The organism is Herbaspirillum rubrisubalbicans (genome assembly GCF_003719195.1).
Lineage (GTDB): Bacteria > Pseudomonadota > Gammaproteobacteria > Burkholderiales > Burkholderiaceae_D > Herbaspirillum > Herbaspirillum rubrisubalbicans.
The window spans coordinates 5350675-5373570 of record NZ_CP024996.1 but is presented as its reverse complement, the minus strand read 5'-3'; the positions used below and the strand labels follow the sequence as shown (position 1 = coordinate 5373570).

The following is a 22896-nucleotide window of genomic DNA, read 5'->3' as shown; positions in this document are numbered from 1 at the left end:
CGCTACAATAGCCCACGCCGAACGGCCCAACAACACCGGGCCCGCCAGCATCGCAATTTAAGGGAACGTGGCCGGGCAACCGGGGAAACACGCCAGGCCGCGCAAGACGCACAAGCACCACGGGACAGGATGACGCTGGCCGCATGGAGCGCCGGTTGCGGTAATGGGCCGGCTGCCAACGCGGCCTTCCGACCTGCCCGCTTCACAGGGATAGCAGTTCATGAACATGGTCGCGCTGGCCTTGCGCCGCCCGTACACCTTCATCGTGATGGCCTTGCTCATCGTGCTGGCTACGCCATTGACGCTGAAGAACATGGCCACCGACATCTTCCCCGAGATCAATATCCCGGTGGTCTCCATCATCTGGAACTACAACGGTCTGTCGGCCCAGGAGATGGGGCAGCGCATCGCTGCGCAAAACGAGCGGGGACTCACCACCGTGGTCAGCGATATCGAGCACATCGAGTCGCAGTCGCTGGCCGGGGTCGCGGTGATCAAGGTGTTCTTCCAGCCCAAGGCCAACATCCAGACCGCCATCGCCCAGGTGGTGGCTTCGGTGCAATCGCAATTGCGCCAGCTGCCCCCAGGGATCACGCCGCCACTGGTGATCAAGTATTCCGCCTCCAGTATCCCGGTGATGCAACTGGCGCTGTCTTCCCCCACCTTGCCGGAACAGGCCGTCTTCGATAACGCCGTGCAGACGCTGCGCCCGCAACTGGTGACCATTCCCGGCGTGGCCGTGCCCTATCCCTATGGCGGCAAGAGCCGCCTGATCTCGGTGGACCTCGATACTCAGGCCTTGCAGGCGCGTGGACTGGCGCCCATCGACGTGGTCAATGCCATCAATACGCAGAACCTGATCCTGCCCTCGGGCACGGCCAAGTTCGGGGGGACCGAATATTCGGTGAAGATCAACGGTTCGCCCGAAGCCGTGGCAGGACTGAACGAACTGCCGGTGCGCACCACCAATGGCGCCACCATCTATCTGAAGGACGTGGCCAACGTGCGCGACGGTTTCTCGCCGCAGACCAACGTGGTGCGCCAGGATGGCGCGCGCGGGGTGCTGCTGTCGATCCTCAAGAACGGTGGCGCCTCCACCCTGGACATCGTCGACAACCTGCGCAAGCTCTTGCCTGCCGCGGCCCAGACCTTGCCGGAAGACCTCAAGATCACGCCGCTGTTCGATCAGTCGCTGTTCGTCAAGGCAGCCGTGACCGGGGTCATCAGCGAGGCACTCATTGCCGCTGGTCTGACGGCGGCCATGGTCTTGCTGTTCCTGGGCAACTGGCGCAGCACGCTCATCATCGGGCTGACCATTCCGCTGTCCATCATGGCCGCCATCCTGATGCTGGCGGCACTGGGCGAGACCCTCAACCTGATGACCCTGGGCGGTCTGGCGCTGTCGGTGGGTATCCTGGTGGACCAGGCCATCGTCACCATCGAAAACATCGAACGCCACCTGCACCTGGGCAAGCCCCTGCATGAGGCCATCATCGTCGGCGCCGGCGAGATCGGCGTGCCAGCCTTCGTGGCCACGCTCTGTATCTGCATCGTGTTCGTGCCGATGTTCTTCCTCTCGGGCGTGGCGCGCTTTTTGTTCGTGCCGCTGGCCGAGGCGGTGGTGTTCGCCATGGCGGCGTCCTATCTCCTCTCACGCACGCTGGTGATGCTGTTGATGGGCAGTCACGGCCAGGTCGATCACGCCAAACAGAGCCTGCTGCAACGCCTGTACCGCGCCTTCGACAGTCGCTTCGAACGCGTGCGCCATGGCTATACGCTGGTGCTGTCTTCACTGCTGGCGCACCGGCGCCGCTTCGCATTGAGCTTCCTCGGTTTCTGCCTGTTGTCCTGCCTGCTCTATCCTTTCCTCGGGCGAGATTTCTTCCCCAATGTCGATGGCGGCCAGATCCGGCTGCACATGCGGATGCCCACCGGTACCCGCATCGAGGAAACCGCACGCGCGGCCGATGAGGTCGAGCGCGTCATCCGCAGCCTCATCCCGGCCTCCGAACTGGAGACCATCCTCGACAACCTGGGCGTGCCCAACTCCGGCATCAACCTCTCCTATAGCAATGCCGGCACCATCGGCACCCTCGATGGCGAGATCCTGATGGCCTTGAAACCGGGCCATCGCCCCAGCGAAGAACTGGTGGCCATGCTGCGCGAGCAATTGCCACGTCGCTTTCCTGGCATAGAGTTCTTCTTCCAACCGGCCGACATCGTCACGCAGATCCTCAACTTCGGTTTGCCTGCCGCCATCGACGTGCAATTCACCGGCGCCAACATGGAAGCCAACGCACGTCTGGCGGCCGAGTTGACCAAGCAGATCCGGCAGATTCCCGGTGCCGTCGATGCCCACGTCCACCAGCGTCTGGACGGGCCATCGCTGGACCTGCGCATGGATCGCACGCGCCTGCAGCAGTTCGGTCTATCCGCTTCCAACGTCGGCCAGAACCTGTTGATTGCGCTGTCCGGCAGTTCGCAGACGCAGCCGGCCTTCTGGCTCAATCCCAATAACGGCGTGGTCTACAGCATCGCGGTGCAGTCGCCGCAATACCAGGTCGATTCGCTCGATGCGCTGCTCAATATCCCAGTAGGTGCAGGTGCCAATGCCGCCACACCGCCGCAGCTGCTGGGCAATCTGGTCGATGTGCACGCAGGACGTCAGATGGCCGTGGCCTCGCGCTACAACATCTCGCCGGCTATCGATGTCTACGTCAGCGTGCAGGGTACCGACCTGGCCAGCGTGGCCGGCAAGGTGAGCGAGTTGGTGGAACAGATCAAGCCCAAACTCGCGCGCGGCAGCCAGGTGGTCATCCGCGGCCAGGTGGAAACCATGCAGTCGTCCTTTATCGGCCTGGGCGTGGGGCTGGCCATGGCCATCGTGCTGGTCTACCTGCTGGTGGTGGTCAACTTCCAGTCCTGGATCGATGCAGCCATCATCATCGCTGCGCTGCCGGCAGCACTGGCCGGGATCGCCTGGATGCTCTTCATCACCGGTACCACGCTGTCGGTCCCGGCCCTGACCGGGGCCATCATGACCATGGGCGTGGCCACCGCCAACAGTATCCTCATCGTCGCCTTCGCGCGGCAGCGCCGGGAAGATGGGGCCACCCCGCTGGCCGCCGCCCTGGAAGCCGGTTCCACCCGTATCCGTCCGGTGTTGATGACGGCACTGGCCATGATCATCGGCATGATTCCCATGGCGCTGGGTCTGGGGGAAGGGGCTGAACAGAATGCGCCGCTGGGGCGTGCCGTGATCGGTGGCTTGTTGCTGGCTACCGTATCGACCTTGTTTTTCGTGCCGGTGGTGTTTGCCGGCGTGCATCAGAGACTGGCCCGCCGCGCCGAGCAGCGTCGCGCGCGTGCGGCCGGGCCCGCGCATCAGGAGTCTTGAATCATGTCGCATGACCGTCATTCCGAACTCGGCATCCACCCTCTGGCCGAGGGCGAGCCGCAACAACGCCAGCAGATGATGCGGCGTGCCCGGCTGGTGCTGGTGCTGGTGCTGCTGGCCGCCGGAGCCGCGCGCACCGTCATCAACCGCGTGGCCAATGCCCGCGCGCTGGAAGCGGGTACCGCCGAACGTGCCAAGGTATTCGTGCGCGTGGCGCCCGCGCGCAGCAGTGCCGATGGCCAGACGCTGGCCTTGCCTGGTACCTTGCAGGGCTTCGTGCAATCGCCGATCTCGGCGCGCTCCGGTGGCTACCTCAAGCGCTGGTATAAGGATATCGGCGCCGAGGTCAAGAAGGGCGATCTGCTGGCCGAACTGGATACGCCTGAAATCGACCAGCAATTGTCGCAAGCGTTGGCTACGCGCCAGCAGGCCGCTTCCAGCATGGAACTGGCGCGCAGTTCGATGGCGCGCTGGGAGGCGCTGCGCAAGAAGGACGCGGTCTCGCAGCAGGAACTCGATGAACGCCGCAGTGCCTTCGCCCAGGCCAGTTCCAACCTGGCCGCGGCTGATGCCAACGTCGAGCGGCTGCGTCAGGTGGAGGGCTTCAAGCGCATCGTCGCTCCGTTCTCGGGCATCATCACGCGCCGCAACGTGGACGTGGGTGATTTGATCGATCCAGGTGCCGGGCGCTCGCTGTTCGTGCTGTCGCAGACCGATCCGCTGCGGGTCTATGTGAACGTACCGCAGTCCTATGCCAACCTGGTCAAGCCCGGTCAGCAGGTGACGGTGACCCAGGCCGAACTGCGTGGTCGCAAGTTCGAGGGCAAGGTGGCGCGTACTGCGGGCTCCATCGATCCGGTCACGCGTTCGATGCAGGTCGAGGTGACGCTCTCCAACGCCGACAATGCTCTCTTGCCCGGCGCCTTCGTGCAGGTGGCGCTGCCCCTGAAACCCAGCGGCACGCTGCTGGTCGCTGCCGATACCCTCATGTTCCGACGCGATGGCTCGCTGGTGGCGGCCGTTGATGAGCATAACCGGGTGCGTCTGAAGAAGGTAAGGCTGGGGCGCAACTTCGGCCTGACCGTGGAAGTGCTGGAAGGCTTGAACGGTAACGAAAAACTGATCCTCAATCCCTCCGATTCACTGGCCGAAGGCGACCAGGTCGAGCCGACCCTGGAGCAGCCGGAACAAAAGCAAAAGGCTGCATCGTGAGGCTGCGTTCCCTGCTTGCGGCATCGACGGTGCTCACCGCACTGATGTTGGCGGGCTGTGCCAGCGGCCCCGACTACGTCAAGCCCGCCGTCGAGCTACCCGTCGCCTGGACCCCGGAAGCCCCCTGGCGCGTCATGCAACCGCAGGACGCCAGCCCGCGCGGTCCCTGGTGGGAGCGCTTCCACGATGCCCGACTGAATGCCTTGCAACAGCAAGCCCTGGCCGGCAATCAGACCCTGGCCATTGCCAGCGCCCGGTTAGCGCAGGCACGTGCGCAACTGGAGGTGGTAGGCGCCGCGCAGTCGCCGCAGGTCGGTATCAACACTCGCGCTGCCCGTGCCCGCATCTCGGCCAATCGTCCGCTGACCAACTACAATTCGCCTAACTTCTCCACCGTACAAAACGATTTCGCGCTGGGCTTGAATGTCAGTTACGAGCTGGATTTCTTCGGACGCGTGCGGCGCTCGGTGGAAGCGGCCAGCGCCTCGGCCCAGCAATCGGCCGCCGACCTGGAAAACACCCGCCTGTTGTTGACGGCTGAACTGGCCAGCAACTACTTCAATCTGCGCGAGCTCGATATCGAGCTGGATGTGGTCCAACGCGCCATCGCGCTGCAACGCAAGGCACTGGAACTGGCCACCTCACGCCATGACCTGGGTGCCACCTCGGGCCTGGATGTGGCCCAGCAACAGGCGCTTCTGGATAACACGTTGACCCAGGTCGACATCCTCGGTCGCCAACGTGCCCAGTACGAACATGCCATCGCCACCCTCACCGGCACTCCGGCACCGGGCTTCACGATTGCGCCCTCGCTGGCGCCCATCGCACTGCCGGCCATCCCGCTGGGGGTGCCTTCGGACGTGCTGGAGCGCCGCCCTGACATCGCCTCGGCCGAACGCGCCATGGCTGCTGCCAATGCCCAGATCGGCGTGGCCAGCGCGGCCTTCTATCCGAGCTTCATGCTGCAACCTGGGTATGGCGTGGATAGCCGCAATTGGGGCGCGCTCTTCAATGCACCCAGCGTGCTGTGGTCGCTCGGGGTATCGGCCTCGCAAAGTCTGTTCGATGCCGGTCGCCTGCGTGCCGGGGTGGATTTCAGCAAGGCCGGCTATGACGCCACCGTGGCCACCTATCGTCGCACCGTGCTGACCGCCATGCAGGAAGTGGAAGATGGCATCACCGGCATTGCAGCGCTGGACCGCGCCTATAGTCAATCGCAATCGGCCATTGCCAGCGCGCGCCGGGTGCTGGACATCGCCAACAGCCGCTACGAGGGCGGCGTGACGCCCTATCTGGACGTGATCACGGCGCAACAGGCCCTGCTCAACAGTGAGCGCCAGTCCGCCCAATTGATGGGGCAGCGCCTGCTGGTGTCGGTGTTCCTGATCAAGGCCTTGGGCGGAGACTGGCAGGAACGGCGCTCGCAGCAAGAGACAGGCGCGCTGTTCGTTGCACCCGCTGTTTCTGTGCAGACAAGTTTATCGCCCCAAAGGAATGACTGACCAAGGCCGGCCAATTTCCTGCCTGTTGGGTGGGCTTTCTGACGGCATTGTCAGTTACGTTGGGCATGGTCGGTAATTGCCGCGTAAACCCCCGTGTAATCAGCGATATGGCCTCATCCTGACCTGCCATAGAATCGGCCATGGCATCCATCACAGTCAAACAACGAGGCAGACATGAACTGGTTCAATAATCTGAAGATTGCCAAGAAGCTCATCCTCTCGTTTGCTGCCGTCATCGTACTCACGGTGGCCCTGGGGGTGTTTGCCATCATTGAGTTGAAAGTCGTGAACCAGGCCTCCACCGACATGGCCAGTAACTGGTTGCCGACCATTAAGGCCGCCCAATCCATCCAGGCCTCGCTGCCGCGGATGCGCATCTCGGAGTTGCAGATGATTACGGCCGTGACGCCAGCCGAACGCGAGGATGCCATCAAGGCCATCAAGTCCCGCCTGGACATCCTGACCAATCAGCGCGCCGCCTACGAGGCGCTGATTTCGGAAGCGGAAGAAAAGCTCGCCTACGACAAGTTCTCCAAGAGCTTTGCCAGCTACCTGGAGCTCGACAAGAAGCTGGCCGAGATCTCTGGCGCCGGCAAGGAAGAAGAAGCCCGCGCCCTCTTCAAGGGCGACTCCAACAAGACCTTCCGCAGCATGTTGGAAAGCATGGATGAGATCATCAAGATCAACGACGCCGGCAGCGCCCGTTCAGACCAGACCGCCAACGATGTCTTCAATGCCGCGCGGACCTGGATCATCGGCCTGCTGGCAACCATCGTGGTGATTGCCTTCGGTCTGGCTGCGGCCGTGGCGCGCGCCGTCTCGCGCCCCCTGAACGAAGCCGTCAGCGTGGCCGAGCGGGTGGCGCAGGGTGACCTGACGGTGCAAATCAATACGGCCAGCAAGGATGAAACCGGAATGCTGATGCATTCCCTGCGCACCATGAATGACAGCCTGCACAAGATCGTCAGCGAGGTGCGCTACGGCACTGATGCGATCAGCACCGCATCCCAGGAAATCGCCAGCGGCAACCTCGACCTTTCTTCCCGTACCGAGCAACAGGCCGGGTCGCTGGAAGAAACCGCCTCGGCGATGGAAGAATTGACTGCCACCGTCAAGCAGAACGCCGACAATGCACGCCAGGCCAACCAGTTGGCGGCCTCCGCTTCGGACATTGCCAGCCAGGGCGGAGAGGTGGTCAGCCAGGTGGTGCAGACCATGGAGGGCATTACCGAGAGCTCCAGCCGTATTGCCGACATCATTACGGTGATTGATGGTATCGCCTTCCAGACCAACATCCTGGCCCTGAACGCCGCTGTGGAAGCGGCACGCGCCGGGGAGCAGGGACGCGGTTTCGCAGTGGTGGCGTCCGAAGTGCGTTCGCTGGCGCAGCGCTCGGCCGCGGCGGCCAAGGAGATCAAGCAGTTGATCGACGATTCGGTGGAAAAGGTTGGTGCCGGCAGCCAACTGGTCGAGCGTGCCGGTACCACCATGAGTGATGTGGTTTCCAGCGTCAGGCGCGTCACCGGCGTGGTGGCCGAGATCAGCGCGGCCAGCAGCGAACAGAGCACCGGCATCGAGGAAATCAATCGCGCCGTGACCCAGATGGATGAGGTCACGCAGCAGAATGCGGCCCTGGTGGAAGAGGCCGCCGCCGCCGCACAATCACTGCAGGACCAGGCGGCACGGTTGTCGCAGGTGGTCAGCGTGTTCAAGATCGAGCGCTGAACTCGGGAGTGACTGGGCGATATGAAGTCCTACTTGCAGCACTGGGATGGGGCCATCGTTTCTCCGCACGACATTGATGGCCGCACGATCATCGGCAAGCTCGCGCATGGGCTTGCCGTTTCATGCCGGCGGCAACGCAAAGCTGTAACCCACGCCATACACCGCCTGGATCGCGTTGTGACCGGGGAAGAACGGTTCCAGCTTGCGCCGCAGGTTCTTGATGTGGGTATCGACGACGCGGTCGGTGACGAAGCGGTCGTCATCGTGCAGATGATTGAGCAATTGATCGCGCGAGAAGACCTGGCCTGGCGCGGCGGCAAAAGTCTTGAGCAGGCGCAGTTCCAGCGGCGTCAGGTTCAGCGGCTCGCCGCGCACGCTGGCCTGGTGGCTTGCCTCATCGATATGCAGCGGCCAATCCGTGCGCCGTGGCTGCTGCGTTTGTACAGCACGCTGTACCAGCGCATTGCGGCGAAGCATGGACTTGACCCGGGCCACGATCTCGCGCGGCGAAAAGGGGGTCTTGCCGATATAGTCGTCGGCCCCCAGCTCCAGCCCGCGTAAGCGGTCTTCTTCTTCGGCGCGCGCGGTCAGCATCAGTACCGGGACGTCTGAGAAGCTGCGCAGTTGGCGGCAGATTTCCCAGCCATCCATGCCCGGTAGCATGATATCGAGCAGGATCAGGTCCGGCCGCTGCGTGCGTACCGCTTCCAGCGCCGCATCGCCGCGCGCCACATGGCGCGCGGTATAGCCGGCCAGTGCCAGGTATTTTTGCAGCAGCTCGGCCAGCTTGGGTTCATCTTCCACGATGAGGATATCGGCCCTGGCCGGTGGAGCGAACTGGAAAGCCTCCGGGGTCCCGTTCATGTCGCATCTCCCTCGCCATCCAGCCGCGCCGGCAAGATCACCGACACGCGCAGGCCGCCCAGGGGCGAATCGCTGGCGCCGATGGTTCCCTGGTGTGCATCAATGATGCGGCGGCAGATTGCCAGGCCCAGTCCGGCGCCGCCGCTGGCGCGGTTACGCGAGGTTTCGACCCGGAAGAAGCGCTCGAACAGACGTGCCATCACCTCAGGAGGCACGCCCGGTTCGCTGTCATCGAAGAACAGGTGCCATTGCTGCTGCTGCAGTTGTGCATGTACCTGCAGGCGGCCACCGGTATCGGTATAGCGCAGGCTGTTTTCGAAGAGATTGTTGAACAGCTGCTGCAACCGCGCGCCATCAGCATGTACCAGCATGGCCGCGGGCAGGGCAGTGGTCAAGCTCATACCGCGCTGGTTGAAGCGTTCGGCGTAGGTCGCCGCGCTGTCCTGCAGCAGAGGGGTCAGGTCGATATCGGCGTGGCGATAGGTGAGGGCACCGGCATCGGCCAGGGAAAGATCGTAGAGGTCGCCTACCAGCTTGTTGAGATGCTCCACCTCGCTCTTGAGCGAGCGCAGCGTTTGTGCATCGGGTTGTAGCACGCCATCTTCCAGCGCTTCCAACTGGCCGTTGAGGATGCCCAGGGGCGTGCGCAATTCATGGGAGACATCGGCCATGAATTCACGCCGCAGCTTCTCATTGCGCTCCAGGGTCATGGCGAGCTGGTTGAAGTCTTGCGCCAGCATACCCACTTCATCGCCCGACTCCACCTCCACCCGGATTGCGTAATCGCCCCCGGCCAAGCGGTGCGTGGCGCGCGCCACGCGGGTCAGCGGGCGGGTCAGTACGCCCGAGATGCGCACTACCAGGAACGCCGCCAGCATCACGGCCACCAGCGCGATGATGAGCTGGGCCAGGAACTGGCTCTGCTGGAAGCGCAGGTCGACGGCGCCGATCACGCTTTCAAAGGGTGTCTGCGCCACCCAGCCGACGATCACGTCATCTTGCAGCAGGGGCCGCAGGCGTGCGTCGGGGCCGAGGTTGGGATAGCCGATCACGAACTGCCGGCGGGCGTCCAGCAGGGAGAAGCGCAGGGTCGCGCCGGTCAGGTCGGAGGCCGTCATGGGCGGCACCGGTCTGGAGGTCACGCCGATGTGTTCGACGATGGCCGGTCTCATCAGCTCGAACCAGAGGCGCGGATTGCCACGAATGAAGTCCCAGCTGCCATGCTCGCGATAGGCCTGTTCCAGGCGTGGCACCATGTCTTCCATGCGCTGCTGGGCCTGTTCGTTAAGGTAGCCCAGGAAGTCGCGATTGAAGATGTAATGTCCGGCACCGTTGATGGCGGCGATGACCGCCACGATCAGCGCCAGCATCGCATAGAAGAGCTTCAAGCGAATGTTGGCACGATAGAAGAAGCGGTCAGACAGCTCCGTGATGGAGTGGGCGATGGACATGGTGGTGCAAGTGGCAGCGGTAGGATCAGGCCAGAGCTTAACAAGAAGCCGGCTGGAGGTGGCGCACATCATGCCGGACTGGTCGCGCATGTTGCAGCCCTGACATACGTGCGCGTTTGCTCATTTTTTCCTCACATTTTCTTTCTATGATCGTAGGTCCGATAGCTCATTGCGCCCGGAACCCTTGCCCATGGCGGCTTGCGGACGGGCAGAAAGCCCCCCGATCATGCCCCACATTGCAAGCACTCCGCGCCACGCAGGGCGCCGTTCCTCCACCGCAGTGCGCCTGGCGCTGTCCCTGACGATGGTTGCCGTCCTGGGCGCCTGCTCCAGGTCGGGCGACCAACCCAAGTCGGCGGCCCAGTCCGAAGTCGGCTACGTGGTCGTCAAGGCGCAGCGCCAGGCGTTGACCACCGAGTTGCCCGGCCGCACCACCGCCTACCTGGCGGCCGACATCCGTCCCCAGGTGGGCGGCATCATCCAGCAGCGCCTGTTCAAGGAAGGTAGCCTGGTCAAGGCCGGCCAGCCGCTGTATCAGATCGATCCGGCCAGCTACCAGGCTGCCTATGACAGCGCCAAGGCATCGTTGCTCAAGTCCGAGGCCACCCTGGCTTCATCCAAGCTGAAGGCCGAGCGCTATGCGGAATTGAACAAGATCGATGCCGTCGCCAAGCAGGACAACGACGATACCCAAAGTACCATGCGCCAGAACCAGGCCGATGTAGAAGTGCAGAAGGCCGCTGTGCAGACCGCCGCCATCAACCTGCAATACACAAGGATTGTCTCGCCCATCTCGGGCCGTATCGAGCAATCCACGGTCACGCCCGGCGCGCTGGTGACGGCCAGCCAGACCACGGCCTTGACCACGGTACAACAGATCGATCCGATCTACGTGGACGTCACCCAGTCCACCGTGGACCTGCTGCGCCTGCGCCGAGAACTGGCCAGTGGCCAGATCAGGAAGAGCGGTGCCAACGCGGCCCAGGTCAAGATCCTGCTGGAAGACGGCTCCACCTATGACCACCCCGGCAAGCTGGAATTCACTGGCCTGTCGGTCGATACTGGCACCGGCATGATCACGCTGCGCGCCGTGGTTCCCAACCCGGATGGCGTGCTACTACCGGGTGCCTATGTGCGTGCGGTGCTGGAGGAGGGCGTGGACGAACACGCCCTGCTGGTGCCGCAGAAGGCCATCAGCCGCGACCAGACCGGTGCGGCTACCGCCCTGGTGATGGGCACGGACGGCAAGGTGCAGCAGCGCGTGGTGATCGTGGCGCGTGCCGTGGGCAACAACTGGTGGGTCAGCAAGGGCTTGCAGGAAGGTGACAAGCTCATCGTCGATGGATTGCAGAAGGTGCGCGTCGGCGATACCCCGCGTGCCATCGACGTCACCGACAGTCTGCAGAAGGACCTGGCGCGCGAAGCGGCCGCTGCTGCCGCTGACCCCTCGCTGGGCGGTGACGCCGGCAAGGCTGCCGCTACGGGAACCGCTGCTGTTTCCGGCGCCCAATCGAAGTAAGCGAGGCACACATGGCACGTTTCTTCATCGACCGGCCCATCTTCGCATGGGTCATGGCCATCATCATCATGCTGGGCGGCATGATGTCGATCCGTTCGCTTTCCCTGGAGCAGTATCCCAACATCGCCCCGCCGCAGGTCAACATCAAGGCCACCTACACCGGTGCCTCGGCCAAGACCCTGGAGGACTCGGTGACCCAGATCATCGAGCAGCAGATGAAGGGCCTGGACAACCTGCAATACATGTCCGCCAGTTCCAGTTCGGCCGGGTCCTCTACCGTCACCCTGACCTTTACCGCCGGCACCAATCCTGACGTGGCGCAGATGCAGGTGCAGAACAAGCTGCAGCAGGTCACGGCGCGTCTGCCGCAGGCGGTGCAGAACAATGGCGTGACCGTCACCAAGGCGTCCACCGACATCCTGATGGTGCTCTCGCTGAGTTCGGACGATCCGCGCATCACCAGCATCGATATCGGCGACTTCATCAACAGCAGCCTGACCGACCAGATCAGCCGCGTGCCGGGTGTGGGCGATGTGACCGCGTTCGGTACCAACTACGCGATGCGTATCTGGCTCGATCCGGCCAAGCTGCAGAAGTATGCGCTCATGCCCTCCGACATCACCAGCGCGCTCGAGGCGCAGAACACCGAAGTCTCGGCCGGCGAAATCGGCGCGCTGCCGGCCCAGCCCGGGCAGCAAATCAATGCCACCATCACCGCCCGCAGCAAGCTGACCACGGCCGAGGAATTTCGCAACATCGTCGTCAAATCGTCTTCCGACGGTTCGGTGGTGAAGATGTCGGACGTGGCGCGGGTGGAACTGGGTGGCGAAAGCTACCAGACCGCCTCGCGCCAGGACGGCAAGCCCTCCTCGGCCCTGGCGATCCAGCTGGCCACGGGCGCCAATGCGCTCTCCACGGCCGATGCGGTCAAGAAGAAGATGGCCGAGCTGGAACCCTACTTCCCGGCCTCCATGAAGCTGAAAACCCATATCGCCTATGACACTACGCCCTTCGTGCGCGTGTCGCTGGAAGAAGTGGTCAAGACGCTGCTAGAAGCCATCGTGCTGGTGGTGCTGATCATGTATCTGTTCCTGCAGAACATCCGCGCTACCTTCATTCCGGCCATCACGGTGCCGGTAGTGCTGCTGGGTACCTTCGGCATCCTGGCCATGTTTGGCTACTCGATCAATACACTGACGATGTTCGGCATGGTGTTGGCCATCGGCCTCCTGGTGGACGATGCCATCGTGGTGGTGGAAAACGTCGAGCGCCTCATGAGCGAGGAAAAGCTCAGTCCCAAGGAGGCCACGCGCAAGTCCATGCAGGAAATCACCGGTGCGCTGGTGGGCATTGCGATGGTGCTGTCGGCGGTGTTCATCCCGATGGCCTTCTTCGGCGGCTCCACCGGGGTGATCTATCGCCAGTTCTCCATCACCATCGTCTCGGCCATGGCCTTGTCGGTGACGGTGGCCCTGACCCTGACCCCGGCTCTGTGCGCCAGCCTGCTCAAGCCCCACCCGGGCGGGCATGTGCCGCATGGCAAGTTCTTCACCTGGTTCAACCGTAGCTTCGACCGCAACGCCACCCGCTATCGGGGAGGTGTGGGCGGCCTGCTCAAGCGGGGCAAGCGCGGTCTGCTGATGTATGCGCTCATTGCCGTAGCGATGGCGGTGCTGTTCATGCGCCTGCCCACCTCCTTCCTGCCGGAAGAAGACCAGGGCGTGTTGATGGCTCAGATCCAGCTGCCCACGGGTGCGACCGCCGAACAGACGGCCACCGTGGTCAAGACCGTGCAGGACTACTTCCTGAACAAGCCCGAATCGGTCGAGTCGGTGCTCGCCATCGTCGGCTCCGGCGTGGGTGGCAACAGCCAGAACAGTGCACGCGCCTTCATTCGCTTGAAGCAGTGGGACGAGCGCACCGCCGCCGACCAATCGGCCTTAGCACTGGTGCGCCGGGCCAACGCTGATCTGTCCAAGATCCGCGGCGCCCGGGTCTTCCTGATGAATCCGCCGGTCGTGCGCGGCCTGGGCCAGAGTTCCGGCTTTGACTTCGAACTCAAGGACGTGGGCGGGGTCGGCCATGATGCTTTGCTCAAGGCGCGCGATCAGTTCCTGCGGGCTGCACGCTCCAGTGCGGTGCTGGCCAACGTGCGCACGACCGGTCTGGATGATACGCCGCAGTTGCGCGTGGCCATTGATGACCGCAAGGCCGATGCCCTGTCGGTGGCGACCTCGGACATCAATTCCTCATTGGCCACGGTCATGGGTGGAACCTATGTCAACGACTTCCTCAGCAATGGCCGCGTCAAGAAGGTCTATGTGCAGGGCGACGCTCCTTTCCGTATGCAGGCTGAAGATCTGAACCGCTGGTATGTGCGCAATTCGGCCAGTCAGATGGTGCCTTTCTCGGCCTTCATGACCAGCAAGTGGAGCTATGGTCCTTCGCTGCTGGAGCGCTACAACGGCGTGTCTTCCTTCGAGATCGTCGGTGAGCCCGCAGCCGGCGTGAGCTCCGGCACTGCCATGGCCGAAGTGGAAAAGCTGGCGGCGCAACTGCCAGCCGGCATCGGTTTCGAGTGGACCGGATCGTCGTATCAGGAGCGGCTCTCGGGCAACCAGGCGCCGATGCTGTATGCGATTTCCATCCTGTTCGTGTTCCTGTGCCTGGCCGCGCTCTATGAGAGCTGGTCGGTGCCATTCGCGGTGATCCTGGCGGTGCCGCTGGGGATCATCGGCACCGTGTTGCTGACGGGGATCTTCGGGATGTCCAATGACGTGTATTTCCAGGTGGGCCTGTTGACCACCGTGGGGCTGTCGGCCAAGAACGCGATCCTGATCGTCGAATTCGCCAAGCAATTGCACGAATCCGGCAAGAGCCTGTGGGATGCCACGCTGGAGGCGGTGCAACTGCGCCTGCGTCCGATCCTGATGACCTCGCTGGCCTTCGTGTTCGGCGTGCTGCCGCTGGCCGTGGCCACCGGCGCCGGCTCGGCCAGCCGCCGTGCCATCGGTACCGGTGTGATGGGCGGGATGCTCTCGGCGACCATGCTGGGCATCTTCTTCGTGCCCTTGTTCTACTACCTGATCGGTACCTGGCTGGACCGCCGCGCGGCCAACAAACCTCGCCAGGATGACGATCACGCGATACAAAAGGAGGGCGTGTGATGAACCGTCCCGTACAACAGAAACCCACCCTGTGGCCGCGCACTGCAATGATTCTGGCGCTCACGGCAGCCCTGGCGGGTTGCGCCAATCTGGAACCCGATTACGCCCGCCCGGTAGCGCCGGTGCCGGCCAGCTGGACGCAGCAGATCGACGGCAAGACTGTGGTCAGCGCCACCGGCAAGGTGGGCCAGAGCGATGCCGACCAGCTGGGCTGGCGCCAGTTCTTCCTCGACCCGCGTCTGCAACAGGTGATTGCCGCCGCGCTGGAGAATAACCGCGACCTGCGCGTGGCGGTGTTGAACATCGAGAAGGCACGCGCGCAATATCGCATCACCGATGCCGACCGCTATCCGTCCATCTCCGCCACAGGCAGCAGCAGCGCCAGCCGCACGCCTGCTGAGTTGTCGAGTACTGGCCTGGCTACGGTATCGCACCAGCAAAGCCTGACGGTGGGTATGAGTGCCTATGAGCTGGACTTCTTCGGCCGCTTGAAGAATCTCTCCGATGCCGCGCTCGAGACCTATCAATACCAAGTCGAGACCCGACGCAGCACCCACATCAGCCTGGTCGCCGAAGTGGCGACGGCCTGGCTCACGCTGGCATCGGACCGCGACCTGCTCAAGCTGGCGCAGGACACCTATACCAGCCAGTCGCGGACCTATGAGTTGACCCAGCGCAGCCACGATATCGGCACCGTCTCCGGGGTCGACCTGGCCAGCCTGGAAGCCACCGTGGAAGCGGCGCGCGCCGACGTGGCCAGCTACACCAGCCAGGTCGCGCAGGACATCAACGCACTGCGCCTGTTGGTGGGGGCCGACGTCGATGCGGCGCTGTTGCCCACGGGCTTGCCCGACACGGCCAGCGTCTTGCCTGCCACCCCTGCCGGGTTGCCCTCGCAGGTGCTGCTGCGCCGTCCTGACGTGCTGGCAGCCGAACATACCCTGAAGTCGGCCAATGCTGACATCGGCGCGGCGCGCGCGGCCTTCTTCCCCAGCATCACGCTGACCGCCGATGGCGGCACGGCCAGCCGCACGCTGGGTGGCCTGTTCAAGCCCGGTAGCGGTAGCTGGAGTTTCGCTCCATCGATCAACCTGCCCATCTTCAACTCCGGCAGCCTGCGCGCCAGTCTGGATTCGGCCAAGATCACGCGCGACATCGATGTGGCCAATTACGAGAAGGCCATCCAGACGGCCTTCAGTGAAGTCGCCGATGCCCTGGCCGTGCGCGCCACGCTGGACCAGCGACTGGATGCCCAGAGCAAGGCCACGGCCGCCAGCGAGAAGGCGTTCCGTTTGTCCGAGGCGCGCTACAAGAACGGCATCGACAGCTATCTCACCACCTTGGTGGCACAGCGCACGCTGTATTCGGCACAGCAGACCCTGATCTCGCTGCGCCTGACCGAGCAGAGCAACCGCATCACGCTCTACAAGGTGCTGGGCGGCGGGTGGAACGAGCAGACCGTGCAGAAAGCGCCATCGTGATGGAAGTAAGCGTGATGCTGTGATGCGATCGATGACCTGCGCAAAACTTCATCTGGCAGATCTTGGTCGCCGCCGATTCGATTGACAAGCGGCAACCCTACGTGAATAATCCGTCCAGTGATATGATGACGTACAAGATCGCGCGAGCGAGTCAGGGTCCTCTCCGCAATCCACTGAGAGCGTCGGCCCGATTCGACCACCACAACAATGAGCCACCCTCAGGAGACCTCCCCCATGAGCAGCGCAGACGATGATCGCAATGCCTGGCAGAGCGCGCGCTTTTCCCGCCTGCTGTTGACCGGTGCCGCCGGCGGCGTCGGCCGCCAGTTGCGGCCGCGCCTGGCCGCTTTTGCCGACAAGGTACGGGTGGCCGACCTGGCCAGTGCCATGCAGGCCGCAGCGCCTGCGGCGGCGCATGAGGAAAGCCTGGGCTGCGATCTGGCCGACCGCGTCGCAGTGGACGCCATGGTGGCCGGCTGCGAAGCCATCATCCACCTGGGCGGGGTATCGGTGGAGCGGCCCTTCGAGGAAATCCTGGAAGCCAACATCAAGGGCGTGTTCCATATCTACGAAGCTGCGCGGCGCCACCAGGTCAAGCGCGTCATCTTCGCCAGTTCCAATCACGTCACCGGTTTCTACGGTCAGGATGAACGCATCGACGCGCGTGCTCTGAAGCGCCCGGACGGTTACTACGGCTTGTCCAAGTCCTATGGCGAAGACATGGCGCAGTTCTACTTCGACCGCTATGGCGTGCAGACGGTGAGCATCCGCATCGGTTCGATCTTCCCGGAAGCGACCAACCGCCGCATGTTGGCCAGTTGGATGAGCATGGACGACTTCGAGCAATTGCTGCGCCGGGCACTGTTCATTCCCGATGTTGGTCACACCGTGGTCTATGGCATGTCGGCCAATGCCAAGACCTGGTGGGACAACCGCTACGCCGCGCACCTGGGCTATGCGCCCAAGGACAGCTCCGAGATCTTCCGCTCCAAGGTGGAAGCGCAGCCGCAACCGGCCCCCGATGATCCGGTCATGACCCTGCAGGGCGGGGCCTTCACCGCGACCGGCCCTTTCGATCCGCTGGTGGACTGATCCGCCGGATACCTGGATTTCAGCAACCTTCGAAGATACGCAGCCGTGCGTGCCCGATATGGGCGCGCATGGCTGCCTGCGCGCGCTCGGTCGAGCCTTCGGCGATGGCCTGGATGATGGCCAGGTGTTCGTTGTCGATGACCTGGATGCGTTCGGCATCCTGGGGCGAGCCCAGGTTCTGCGCCAGTTCCATGCACTGGCGTATCGGTCCCAGCGCATGTTCGATGGTGGAAATGAAGAAGGGATTGCGCGTGGCCCGTGCGATGGCCAGGTGCAAGGCCAGGTCTTCCTCGACCCCGGTCTGTCCTTCCAACTGCGCGCGCCGCAAGGCTTGCAGGCAATTGCGCATCAAGGCCAGGTCCTCCTGCTGGCGTGCGGTGGCGGCAATGCCGGCTGCACCTGCTTCCACGCATTCACGAAAGGCGTAGTAGCGCTCCATGTCATGGATGCTGGCAATCTGCGCCGGCGTATTGTTCTGTAGCGACGGCAGGCGCTGCACGTAATTGCCCGAGCCGCGGCGCGAGACCACGATGCCTTCCGAACGCAGGCGCGAGAGGGCTTCGCGCACCGTGGTGCGGGACGCCTGGTAGCGCTGCGCCAGTTCCACTTCGGTGGGCAGCTTGCGGTTCTCGCCCAGCTCGCCGCGCAGGATGGCGGCAATGATCTGCTTGCAGATGTGCTCGGAACGGCTCAGGCTGCCGTGGCCGGGGGCGGCGGGGGAGGAAGCGATGGATTCTGACATGTACGATGACTGCTGCCGATGAGTTCTTCTCGGGACACTATGAAGGACTAGTCGTCCCGGTGCAAGCCTTCCCTCTCGTGATCTGCGGCGCAGATGCACTTTCCCGCACAAAGCCGGAAACAAGGCGTTTCTGCGCAGGAAGAGGTGTCGAATTCGATTGACTTCCGCTGCGCTGATCATTAGAGTTGTCCACCTGCATTCAAAATTAGTCCGACTAATTACAATATAACTTATACGACATCGTATAAATAAAATGATAAAAAAGAGAATACAACATCCACTGGAGACCGGTATGCCTATCCGATCTGCCTGACTCCTGGCCAGCGCCTGGCCTGGTACCTGCCGTGCCATCCACCGCTGATGCGCTCGCACGGCAGTTCCGGGCGGGTGCGGTCGCATCGCATTGCCTGCCCTGTGAAGAAAAAAACCTTTTGGAGACGCCATGAAGTACGTAAGAGGAATCCGCTGGTACATGGTGACCCTGGTCACCCTGGCCCTGATCGTCAATTATCTGGCCCGCAACACCTTGTCGGTGGCTGCCCCGACCATGATGAAAGAGCTGGATATGAATACCCAGCAATACTCTTACATCGTGGTGGCATGGCAGATCTGCTATGCGGTCATGCAGCCGGTGGCCGGCTATGTCCTTGATGCGGTGGGCACCAAGATCGGCTTCGGCATCTTTGCCCTGGCCTGGTCACTGGTGTGCGCCGCCGCCGCCATGGCCACCGGCTGGCAAAGTCTGGCCTTCTTCCGGGCACTGCTGGGCATGACCGAAGCTGCCGGCATTCCGGGCGGGGTGAAGGCGTCCACCGAGTGGTTCCCGGCCAAGGAGCGCTCGGTGGCGATCGGCTGGTTCAACATCGGCTCTTCCATCGGTGCGCTGTGCGCGCCGCCGCTGGTGGTGTGGACCATCCTGCATGGCGGCTGGAAGATGTCCTTCGTGGTGGTGGGGGTGCTGGGTGTGCTGTGGTTCTTCCTGTGGATGCTGTTCTACAAGAGCCCGCGCGACCAGAAACTGCTCTCGCCGGAAGAGCGCGCCTATATCCTGGACGGCCAGGAAAAAGCCCCCGAGAAGGTACAGCGCGAAAGCTGGACCAAGATCGTGCGCAGCCAGAATTTCTGGTCCATCGCCATTCCGCGCTTCCTGTCGGAACCGGCCTGGCAGACCTTCAATGCCTGGATTCCGCTGTATATGGCCACCGAGCGCCATATGAACATCAAAGAAATCGCCATGTTCGCCTGGTTGCCCTTCCTGGCGGCCGACATCGGGTGCGTGCTGGGCGGCTACCTGAGCCCCTTGTTCCACAAGCACCTGAAGGTGTCGCTGTTCACCTCGCGCAAGCTGGTCATGCTGGTGGGCAGCCTGGCCATGATCGGTCCGGCCTGCGTGGGCTTTGTCGATAGTCCCTATGTGGCCATCGGGCTGTTGTCCATCGGCGGCTTTGCGCACCAGACACTGTCGGGGGCCTTGTATTCGATCACCTCCGATGTCTTCACCCGCAACCAGGTGGCCACTGCCACCGGCCTGACCGGCATGAGCGGCTATCTGGGCGCCACCTTGTTCACGCTGCTCTTCGGCATCCTGGTCACGCAGATCGGCTATGGTCCCTTGTTCGTGCTGTTGGCGGCCTTCGATCTGGTGGCGGTGGCGGTGGTGTTTGCCATTGCCCGTCCGCGGCCGGAGGCGCTGGCCTGATTCGTTTGCGCAGCAAGTGACAGTGAAGGGCGGTGTCGTGAGACGCCGCCCTTTTGCATTCAAACGCTCACGCCACCCTCGCGCTTCACGCCGACAGCGGTGGCCGCTGCAGGGCCACCCAGGCTTGCACTGTCGGCCGCTGCCACTGCGCCTGCGCATAGACGGCCAGCCGCTCGGGCACAGGATCGCCATGCAGGGCCAGGCGATTGAGCATCAGCGCCAGGTCGGTATCGGCGATGCACCACTGATCGAACAGGCAAGTTGCGCCTGGGGCCAGCAAGGCCTCGGCGAACCGGAACAGGCGTTGCGTCGCGGCCAGGGCTGCTGCAGTGAGCGGCGCCTTGCGCGCGCCGTAGAACAGCACTTGCGTATTGCGCTCCTCGCGAATGGCCATCAGGTCGCTGCGCAGCCAGGCCTGCACCTGGCGCGCGCGGGCGCGTTGGGCGGGATGTTGCGGATAGAGCGGCGGACCAGTGAAGCATTCTTCCAGGTATTCGGTGATGGCCGAAGATTCCGACAGCGCCAGACTACCCTGCACCAGCGTCGGCACCCGCGCCGTCAGGGACAGGGCGACATAGGGTGCTGCGTGTTGGGCTGCGGCATCGAGATCGACGGTGTGCAGTTCGAAGGGCAACTGCTTCTCGCGCAAGGCCACGCAGACCGACATGGCGTAGGGGCTGGCGTACTGGGCATCCACGTAGAGCTGCAGTGGCGGGGTGTTCAGATTGGTTTGCATGTAGACCTCATGAAGAACGATTGAAGAAAGCCGTTCCACCGGCAGTACGCCGGGCAAGGTCTGAAAGGGGAAACGCTGCAATCCAGTCCCGCCAGGCGATCCGCCGGACGGGACGTGACATCCCCGTCAGCGGAGATGCCGTTTTTTGGTGTTCAGCCCGCCCACGCAAGAGCCTGCCGCCGCGAGGGCAGAGGGGCGCTGGGTGAGGGATCGGTTCTGGTGCATGGTGGGGGATCGATGGGCTGAGCGACGATAGTAAACGAGATCGGCGGGAAAGTTCAAATGGGCTGTGGTAATTCCTCACAGCGAGATTCAGAATCTTCGCTTTATGACTTGGCCCAGAGGAATGAGCATGTTCGGCACACACGGGAATTGTGACCTGCCGTCGGGAGTGCAATAATGGTGCAGATATTGTGCTCGCACGAGGACATCATGAACGATGGCAGTGCGGAAGCCATTCCGGCTTTTGGCCGCGACTTCGAGGCTTTCTTGAGTTTTCTGGGCGGAGCGGCTGCTCCGACTATCCTGTCTCCACACCGCTTTTGCTTGTTGCTGAGCATGGACCTGCAAGCGCTGGCGGCTGCCGCGCATGTGCACAGGAATACGATTTCGCGTGCACCCGCGGCGGAAAGCGTTCAACGCTATCTGCGTGACGCTGTCCGCATCTTGCGTATCGGTACCGAGATAGCCGGGAGCGTGGAAAAATCCCTGTTCTGGTTCAAGAATTCCCCTTTACCGGTCTTTGACTACATGTCTGCGCAGACCATGGTCTCGGAGGGGCGTACCGATGATCTGGTGCGCTATCTGTTGTCTCTGGATGCCGGTTTCGCGGGATGATCCTGACCAGTCTTGAGACGGTCGCCTATCGGGTTCATGTTCCACGCTGGTCATTTGTCCCGACTTCAGGTGCCGGTGCCGCGCGTTTCGGTGGCAGGCTCAATCGCCCAGGTGTTGCCGCCCTGTACCTGTCGCTGGATCCCGGCACGGCCTTGGCGGAATACCAGCAACTGGATGATCTGTTGCCTCCTGGCCTGATCGTGGCCTATCGGATCGTGATTGATCGGGTGGTGGATTTTCGTGGTGGCTATGCAGCGGGCTGGAGCCCATTATGGAAAGACTTCTATTGCGATTGGCGGCGTATGGTCTTTCATGAGCGCGTTGAGCCGCCGTCCTGGGCGATGGGCGATGCAGTCAGAGCGGCAGGTGCCAAGGGGATCCTGTTTCGATCCACCCGGGTCGAGACAGGTTGTAACCTGACCGTCTTTACCGAGATGTTAGCCGGTAGCGATCAACTGGCCGTCTACGATCCACAGCGTTCGTTGCCGGTGAATCAAGCTTCCTGGCCTTGAAGAAGGTCTCAGCGTATCTCCGCGCTATACCTGAACTTGCTCCCCGCCCCCCGCGATTGCCGCCATTCCAGCGGCTGCCCGTCCGAACCGAAGGCGATGCGCTCGATGACCACCACCGGGGTCTTTTCCTTCAGCCCCAGCAAGCGCGCCTGCGCTGCCGTGACCGTCTCCACCGTCAACGTCTCGCGCGCCGATGCGACGATCAGCCCGCATTCACGTTCGTACAAGGGATAGAGCAGGTCGCCGAATTGTTCCGGCGCCTTGTCGGCCAGGGCCTTGAAGCGCTGGGCGCACAGGTAGATGTTTTCGGCCAGCACCGGTTGCCCATCCACGGTGCGCAGGCGCAGCAGCTCGATCACCTTGCCATGCGGCTTGAGATGCAGGGCTTCGGCCACCTGGCGCGGAGCTTCGATGATCTTGCGGCTGACGATGACGCTTTTGGGCGCCAGCGGACGACCATCGGCTGCCTCGAAGCGGAAGAAGCGGAACAGTGAATTATCGAAGCGCGCTCGGCGCACGAAGGTGCCGCGCCCGTGGGTGCGTTCCACCAAGCCTTCACTCATCAGTGTTTCGATGGCGCGCCGCACCGTGCCCACCGCCACCTGGAAGGTCTGGCTCAGTTCAGCCTCGGAGGGAATGGCCTGGCCCGGTTGCCATTTCTGGGCGCGGATCTGGGCCGCCAACTGGTCGCGCAACTGGAGGTAGAGCGGCAGGCGTGCATCGACGCCGGTCTGGTCAAGCATGTGGAACTGCCCTGGCAGAGATGGAAAACACTCAGTCTACCCGCCAGCGGGCCAGGCCACAACGCCGGGATGAGCGGTGTGGCAGCGCGGCCATCAGCGTTCATACCCTCAAGCCTGAGGATTGTTGAGTCAGTGTAGCTGTGTTATCTTTCTTAAACTCATATATATGTCTATATGAGAACTCAACTAGATAAATCAATCAGCTTCGCGCCATCGG

Annotated in this window: 16 protein-coding genes; 11 read left to right on the top strand and 5 right to left on the bottom strand. The window is 63.0% G+C overall.

Going from position 1 to position 22896, the window contains the following annotated elements; all coding sequences use genetic code 11:
* Positions 1-220 precede the first annotated feature (220 nt).
* The 4 genes from RC54_RS23850 (at position 221) to RC54_RS23835 (ending at position 7836) form a co-directional block, all read left to right on the top strand.
* Complete coding sequence (locus RC54_RS23850) at positions 221-3397, top strand: efflux RND transporter permease subunit (protein WP_061788561.1); 3177 nt, start codon at positions 221-223, stop codon at positions 3395-3397.
* Positions 3398-3400: 3 nt separating this feature from the next.
* Positions 3401-4609, top strand: a complete 1209-nt coding sequence (locus RC54_RS23845) for an efflux RND transporter periplasmic adaptor subunit (RefSeq protein ID WP_061788560.1) — start codon at positions 3401-3403, stop codon at positions 4607-4609.
* Between the two features lie 44 nt (positions 4610-4653).
* Positions 4654-6111 (top strand): efflux transporter outer membrane subunit, encoded by a 1458-nt coding sequence (locus RC54_RS23840; protein WP_373281430.1) that lies wholly within the window; start codon positions 4654-4656, stop codon positions 6109-6111.
* Between the two features lie 174 nt (positions 6112-6285).
* Positions 6286-7836: a methyl-accepting chemotaxis protein gene (locus RC54_RS23835; RefSeq protein WP_061788558.1), complete on the top strand. Its 1551-nt coding sequence runs from the start codon at positions 6286-6288 to the stop codon at positions 7834-7836.
* Positions 7837-7956: 120 nt separating this feature from the next.
* Here RC54_RS23835 and RC54_RS23830 read toward each other — a convergent pair whose 3' ends face one another.
* Positions 7957-8700: a response regulator gene (locus RC54_RS23830; RefSeq protein WP_058897272.1), complete on the bottom strand. Its 744-nt coding sequence runs from the start codon at positions 8698-8700 to the stop codon at positions 7957-7959.
* Positions 8697-10241, bottom strand: a complete 1545-nt coding sequence (locus tag RC54_RS23825) for an ATP-binding protein (RefSeq protein ID WP_244216411.1) — start codon at positions 10239-10241, stop codon at positions 8697-8699. The genes RC54_RS23830 and RC54_RS23825 overlap by 4 nt, the downstream gene beginning before the upstream one ends.
* 136 nt (positions 10242-10377) lie before the next feature.
* Here RC54_RS23825 and RC54_RS23820 point away from each other — a divergent pair, with 136 nt between their 5' ends.
* The 4 genes from RC54_RS23820 (at position 10378) to RC54_RS23805 (ending at position 17410) form a co-directional block, all read left to right on the top strand.
* Positions 10378-11670, top strand: coding sequence for an efflux RND transporter periplasmic adaptor subunit (locus RC54_RS23820; RefSeq protein WP_061788556.1), 1293 nt, complete (start codon positions 10378-10380; stop codon positions 11668-11670).
* An 11-nt stretch (positions 11671-11681) separates the two neighbouring features.
* Entirely contained in the window at positions 11682-14837 is a 3156-nt protein-coding gene (locus RC54_RS23815) for an efflux RND transporter permease subunit (protein ID WP_058897269.1), read from the top strand.
* A complete protein-coding gene (locus RC54_RS23810) occupies positions 14837-16318 on the top strand; it encodes an efflux transporter outer membrane subunit (RefSeq protein ID WP_061788555.1) in 1482 nt (493 codons plus the stop codon). The genes RC54_RS23815 and RC54_RS23810 overlap by 1 nt, the downstream gene beginning before the upstream one ends.
* A 234-nt stretch (positions 16319-16552) precedes the next feature.
* Positions 16553-17410 carry an NAD-dependent epimerase/dehydratase family protein gene (locus tag RC54_RS23805; RefSeq protein WP_061788554.1) on the top strand — a complete coding sequence of 286 codons (858 nt, stop codon included), beginning with the start codon at positions 16553-16555 and terminating at the stop codon, positions 17408-17410.
* A gap of 19 nt (positions 17411-17429) precedes the next feature.
* On the opposite strand, the gene RC54_RS23800 is transcribed toward RC54_RS23805, so the two are convergent.
* Complete coding sequence (locus RC54_RS23800) at positions 17430-18152, bottom strand: FadR/GntR family transcriptional regulator (RefSeq protein WP_061788553.1); 723 nt, start codon at positions 18150-18152, stop codon at positions 17430-17432.
* Between the two features lie 442 nt (positions 18153-18594).
* On the opposite strand from RC54_RS23800, the gene RC54_RS23795 reads away from it, so the two are divergent.
* The gene (locus RC54_RS23795; protein WP_017450036.1) at positions 18595-19851 is read left to right on the top strand and encodes an MFS transporter; all 1257 of its coding nucleotides are present in this window, start codon (positions 18595-18597) and stop codon (positions 19849-19851) included.
* 85 nt (positions 19852-19936) lie between these two features.
* Here RC54_RS23795 and yfcF read toward each other — a convergent pair whose 3' ends face one another.
* On the bottom strand, positions 19937-20587 hold the full coding sequence (gene yfcF / locus RC54_RS23790; protein ID WP_061788552.1) for a glutathione transferase: 651 nt from the start codon (positions 20585-20587) through the stop codon (positions 19937-19939).
* Between the two features lie 432 nt (positions 20588-21019).
* Here yfcF and RC54_RS23785 point away from each other — a divergent pair, with 432 nt between their 5' ends.
* Together RC54_RS23785 and RC54_RS23780 are read left to right on the top strand one after the other, a co-directional pair.
* On the top strand, positions 21020-21424 hold the full coding sequence (locus RC54_RS23785; RefSeq protein WP_244216410.1) for a DUF2384 domain-containing protein: 405 nt from the start codon (positions 21020-21022) through the stop codon (positions 21422-21424).
* Entirely contained in the window at positions 21421-21936 is a 516-nt protein-coding gene (locus RC54_RS23780) for an RES family NAD+ phosphorylase (protein WP_082686130.1), read from the top strand. The genes RC54_RS23785 and RC54_RS23780 overlap by 4 nt, the downstream gene beginning before the upstream one ends.
* An 8-nt stretch (positions 21937-21944) precedes the next feature.
* On the opposite strand, the gene RC54_RS23775 is transcribed toward RC54_RS23780, so the two are convergent.
* Positions 21945-22679, bottom strand: a complete 735-nt coding sequence (locus RC54_RS23775; protein WP_058897262.1) for a GntR family transcriptional regulator — start codon at positions 22677-22679, stop codon at positions 21945-21947.
* Positions 22680-22896: the final 217 nt, after the last annotated feature.

Excerpts from the sequence above, each read along its gene's own strand:
- RC54_RS23850 (WP_061788561.1), top strand. The coding sequence starts at position 221 with ATGAACATGGTCGCGCTGGCCTTGCGCCGCCCGTACACCTTCATCGTG.
- RC54_RS23845 (WP_061788560.1), top strand. The coding sequence starts at position 3,401 with ATGTCGCATGACCGTCATTCCGAACTCGGCATCCACCCTCTGGCCGAG.
- RC54_RS23840 (WP_373281430.1), top strand. The coding sequence starts at position 4,654 with ATGTTGGCGGGCTGTGCCAGCGGCCCCGACTACGTCAAGCCCGCCGTC.
- RC54_RS23835 (WP_061788558.1), top strand. The coding sequence starts at position 6,286 with ATGAACTGGTTCAATAATCTGAAGATTGCCAAGAAGCTCATCCTCTCG.
- RC54_RS23830 (WP_058897272.1), bottom strand. The coding sequence starts at position 8,700 with ATGAACGGGACCCCGGAGGCTTTCCAGTTCGCTCCACCGGCCAGGGCC.
- RC54_RS23825 (WP_244216411.1), bottom strand. The coding sequence starts at position 10,241 with ATGCGCGACCAGTCCGGCATGATGTGCGCCACCTCCAGCCGGCTTCTT.
- RC54_RS23820 (WP_061788556.1), top strand. The coding sequence starts at position 10,378 with ATGCCCCACATTGCAAGCACTCCGCGCCACGCAGGGCGCCGTTCCTCC.
- RC54_RS23815 (WP_058897269.1), top strand. The coding sequence starts at position 11,682 with ATGGCACGTTTCTTCATCGACCGGCCCATCTTCGCATGGGTCATGGCC.
- RC54_RS23810 (WP_061788555.1), top strand. The coding sequence starts at position 14,837 with ATGAACCGTCCCGTACAACAGAAACCCACCCTGTGGCCGCGCACTGCA.
- RC54_RS23805 (WP_061788554.1), top strand. The coding sequence starts at position 16,553 with ATGAGCAGCGCAGACGATGATCGCAATGCCTGGCAGAGCGCGCGCTTT.
- RC54_RS23800 (WP_061788553.1), bottom strand. The coding sequence starts at position 18,152 with ATGTCAGAATCCATCGCTTCCTCCCCCGCCGCCCCCGGCCACGGCAGC.
- RC54_RS23795 (WP_017450036.1), top strand. The coding sequence starts at position 18,595 with ATGAAGTACGTAAGAGGAATCCGCTGGTACATGGTGACCCTGGTCACC.
- yfcF (WP_061788552.1), bottom strand. The coding sequence starts at position 20,587 with ATGCAAACCAATCTGAACACCCCGCCACTGCAGCTCTACGTGGATGCC.
- RC54_RS23785 (WP_244216410.1), top strand. The coding sequence starts at position 21,020 with ATGAACGATGGCAGTGCGGAAGCCATTCCGGCTTTTGGCCGCGACTTC.
- RC54_RS23780 (WP_082686130.1), top strand. The coding sequence starts at position 21,421 with ATGATCCTGACCAGTCTTGAGACGGTCGCCTATCGGGTTCATGTTCCA.
- RC54_RS23775 (WP_058897262.1), bottom strand. The coding sequence starts at position 22,679 with ATGCTTGACCAGACCGGCGTCGATGCACGCCTGCCGCTCTACCTCCAG.